Raw genomic sequence first — 4,811 nt, 5'->3', positions numbered from 1 at the left:
GGATGGAGCCAACTGGGTTGCCATTAGTGGTGCTACAGATGCAACTTTGGCAATACCTTCAGACCAGTCGCTTGTGGGTGCGACGGTTCGTGCGCAAATTACCTCAACCGATGCGCTTGGCGGTGACACGGTATTCACCAGCGCCACACGCGTGGTTGCCAACGTAGATGATGCGGCGATCGGGTCGCTTGATTTGGTGGCCAATGCTGTTGAAGGTGGCTCGTTCGAAGCCTCGTTCAGTGCGTTGACTGACGCGGACGGCGCAACGACCGTTGCCTATCAGTGGCAAAAGAATGTCGGTGGTAATTGGGTTAACATTTCCAGTGAGACCAATGCACGTTATGATGTCCCGTCTGACCAGTCGATGGTCGGTGTCGCAGTGCGCGTCGTTGCGACCACCACCGATGCACTCGGTGGCTCGTCAGTGTTTATCAGTCCAGCCCAAAGTGCGATCGCTAACGTCGAGGATGAAGCGACTGGCTCGCTTGGGGTTACCGGCGTGGCTGAAGAAGGCAGCTCGCTGATTGCAGCATTAGCAAGCGTTGTGGACGCCGATGGCGTGACCACTACGGCTTACCAGTGGCAGGAGCTTGCAGGCCTTAATTGGGTTGACATCGTCGGCGCCACTGCTGCGCAGCTTTCCATCCCCAGCGACCAATCTTACGTCGATAAGGTGGTTCGTGTTGTTGCCACTACGACAGACCCGTTTGGCGGCACGTCGGTTTTCGTCGGCGGTCAGCAAACAATTGACAACGTTGAAGATGAAGCGACAGCGTCGTTGACGATCACTGGAGAAGCCCAGCCCGGCGGAACCCTATCTGTTACTGTAATCAATCTCGCTGATTCTGATGGCGCACCTGTAGCAAGCTACCAGTGGCAGCAGCTTGTCGGCCCCAATTGGGTCAACATTGCTACCCAGACTGCGGCGACCCTCAACGTAACCAATGCCCTGGTCAACAGTGATGTCCGTGCGGTTGTTACGTCGACAGACGCGCGCGGCGGAACAACAGAATTTGTCAGTGAAACCCAGCGGATCGTCGATGAAGTTTTGACGATTGCCGAAGCACTGGCCCTCACCACTTACGTGAACATTCTCTCGATTGGCATCACAGGAACAGTGACGGTTGCCGAAGTTACAGATCTGGCAGCCCGAGTGGTTGCAGAGCGCGGCGGCACAGTTTCTGACCTGATCCAGTCAGGCTTCCTGAACTATGATCTGCTGGATAACTACACGGCTGCCTTTGATGCTTCAAACGCAGCTATTGTCCAGCAAGCCGACGAAGTTACCGTTTTTGGCAACAACGTCTCAGACAATATTGACCTTCAGGCCATTACCCGGTCGATGACCATTGAAGGGCGCGGTGATGATGACTTCATCAATGGCGGCCAGGCCGATGATTTCATTGACGCCGGTTCCGGCAACGATACGCTCGCGGGTAACTTTGGTGACGACACGCTGGTCGGTGGTACCGGTAACGATACTTTCATCATCGATGAGGGTAACGACCTGATCCGTGATCTCGGTGAGGGCAATGATGACATCGAAATCCGCAATGGCGCGTCGCTTGACGCGCACCTCGTCAACAATTGGGCTCCGATTAACTCAACCAACAATGGCGATTTGACGATCAGCCTCCAAGGCTGGAATGCTGATTTGTCGCTGCTTGGTGGCACAGGCGACTTAGTCGTCTACACGGAATCTGATCCCGAACATGCCGCCGATTTCACCAGTGATACTGTTGCCGGGCAGACTATTGTCCTTCCAGCTACAGCCAGTTCGATCGTAATTCACACAAGTGCGGCCACAGGTCTGATCACTGTGGATGCCTCACTGGTAACTGATGAAGACTTCGAGATCGTTATTGATGGTGATGGCACGGTACAGGTCTTCGGTCTGGTTGCAGACCTTGACGCCACAGATCTCACAGGCACGCTCGGTGTTCTCACCGGCGATGCTGCTGGCGATGCGATTTCTATCGCGACGGGTTCGGCGGATACGACGGTTGTGACAGGCGATCTCAGCGACACGGTTACTGTCGACGCGCTTGAACTGCTGGATGACAATCTCCTGGCCGTTTCTGGCCCTGCAGCGGTGGTGATTAATAACGTTATTGCGGATATTGACGCCATAGGTCTCACAGGCACGCTTGATGTGACGACGGTCGATGCGCCGACGATCACGATCGACACCGGAACGGGTGATACGACGGTCGACAATAGCGCGATGTCGGATGGCAATGTGCTGACGCTCACTGGCGCTGCCGACACGACGGTTGGTGACACGGTTGCGGATATTGACGCGACAGGTCTCGCAGGCACGCTCGGCGTTACCACCGGCGACGCGCCGACGATTACGATCGACACCGGAACGGGTGATACGACGGTTGAAAATAGCGCGATGTCAGATGGCAATGTGCTGACGCTGACTGGCGCTGCGGACACAACGGTTAGTACCACGGTTGCGAACATTGTCGCCACAGGTCTCACGGGCACGCTTGATGTGACGACGGGTAATGCGCCGACGATCACGATCGACACCGGAACGGGCGTGACGACGGTTGAAAATAGCGCGATGTCGGATGGCACTGAACTGACGCTGACTGGTGCTGCGGACACGACGGTTACTACCACGGTTGCAGATATTGACGCCACAGGTCTCGCAGGCACGCTCGATGTGACGACGGGTAATGCGCCGACGATCACGATCGACACCGGAACGGGCGTGACGACGGTTGAAAATAGCGCGATGTCGGATGGCACTGAACTGACGCTGACTGGCGCTGCGGACACGACGGTTACTACAACGGTTGCAGATATTGACGCCACAGGTCTCACAGGCACGCTGGGTGTGACGACGGGCAATGCGCCGACGATCACGATCGAAACGGGTGCGGGTGATACGACGGTCGACAATGACGCGATGTTGGATAACGCTGTTCTGACGCTGACCGGCGCTGCGAACACAACGGTTGGTGACACGGTTGCAGATATTGACGCCACAGCTCTCACAGGCACACTTGGTGTTACCACCGGCGATGCTGCTGATGGTGCGATTTCCATCGAGACGGGTTCGGCGGATACGACGGTTGTGACAGGCCATGCCAGCGACACGGTCACGGTTGACGCGCTTGCGCTGCTGGATGACAATGTCCTAACGGTTTCTGGTCCTGCTGCGGTGGTGGTCAATAACGATGTTGCGGATATCAACGCCGAAGATCTGCTTGGCACACTCAACGTGACCACGGCTGATGCGGCGACGATTACGATCAATACCAGCATCCTGGTGGGAGCGGGTGCAACCACGATCAACAATAGCGCGATGTCGGATGACGCGTCGCTGACGCTGACGGGTGATTCGAACACGATTGTTGGCGATTTATTGACCGGTGGAACGAGCGCTAACATAATTGCCGATGGTCATACCGGCATCCTCGAAATTATTGCTGCGGATGTTGCGACACTCTCGGTCCAGACAAATGCAGTTACGACTTCGATCGAAGCATCTTCAATGACCGACACTGCGATCTTGACGGTATCGCTGGGCTCGGATGTCACTATCAACAACAATATTGCAGATGTTGATGCGAGCAATCTGACGGGCACTCTGACCGTCAATGTCTTAGACGCCGGTGATGATGCGGTTTTCATCACAACGGGTTCGAACGACACGACAATAAACTCGACGGCAGGCGACGATCAAATTACGGTTAATGCCGCGGCTCAGGCTGATGACACGCTGCTGACGGTTTCCGGTCCTGCAGCGGTAGTGGTAAGCACCGTTATTGCGAATATTGACGCCACAGCTCTCGCAGGCACGCTTGATGTGACGACGGCAGATGCTGTTGGCATCACTATCGATACAGGCACGGGTCTTACCACGATCACCAATGATGCGATGTCGGATAACGCTGTTCTGACGCTGACTGGCGCTGCGAACACAACGGTTAGTGACACGGTTGCGGATATTGACGCGACAGGTCTCACGGGCACGCTCGGTGTGACGACGGCAGATGCGCCTGCGATCACGATCGACACCGGAACGGGTGACACGACGGTCGACAATGATGCGATGTCGGATAACACTGTTCTGACTTTGACTGGCGCTGCGGACACGACGGTTAGTGACACGGTTGCGGATATTGACGCCACAGGTCTCACAGGCACGCTCGGTGTGACGACGGCAGATGCGCCTGCAATCACTATTGACACCGGAACGGGCGTGACCAACGTTGAAAATAGCGCGATGTCGGATAACGCTGTTCTGACGTTGACAGGTGCTGCAGACACGGCGGTTAGTACTACGGTTGCGGATATTGACGCGACAGGCCTCACAGGTACGCTCGGCGTTACCACAGGCGATGCTGACATCACGATCGACACAGGTGCAGGTCTTACCGCGATCACCAATAACGCGATGTCAGATGGCAATGTTCTGACGCTGACTGGCCTTGCGAACACAACGGTTAGTACCACGGTTGCGGATATTGACGCCACAGGTCTCACNATCACGATCGACACAGGTGCGGGCGCGACGACGGTTGAGAATAGCGCGATGTCGGATGACACTGTTCTGACGCTGACTGGCGCTGCGAACACAACGGTTAGTGACACGGTTGCGGATATTGACGCCACAGGTCTCACAGGCACGCTCGGCGTTACCACTGGGGATGCGCCGACGATCACGATCAACACAGGTGCGGGCGCGACGACGGTTGAGAATAGCGCGATGTCGGATGACACTGTTCTGACACTGACTGGCCTTGCGAACACAACGGTTAGTGACACGGTTGCGGATATTGACGCCACAGGTC

General features: G+C 56.0%; 1 protein-coding gene. It reads left to right on the top strand.

Features of this window, described 5'->3' with window-relative positions:
* Positions 1-364: 364 nt before the first annotated feature.
* Positions 365-4,811: beta strand repeat-containing protein (locus tag D7D48_RS10655; protein ID WP_425452570.1), on the top strand; the 4,447-nt coding region annotated here is incomplete at its 3' end.

Origin of the sequence: Sphingorhabdus wooponensis, assembly GCF_003933235.1 — a bacterium.
Lineage (GTDB): Bacteria > Pseudomonadota > Alphaproteobacteria > Sphingomonadales > Sphingomonadaceae > Sphingorhabdus_B > Sphingorhabdus_B wooponensis.
Note: the sequence above shows the minus strand (reverse complement) of the source record. Positions and strands in the feature narration are given on the sequence as shown.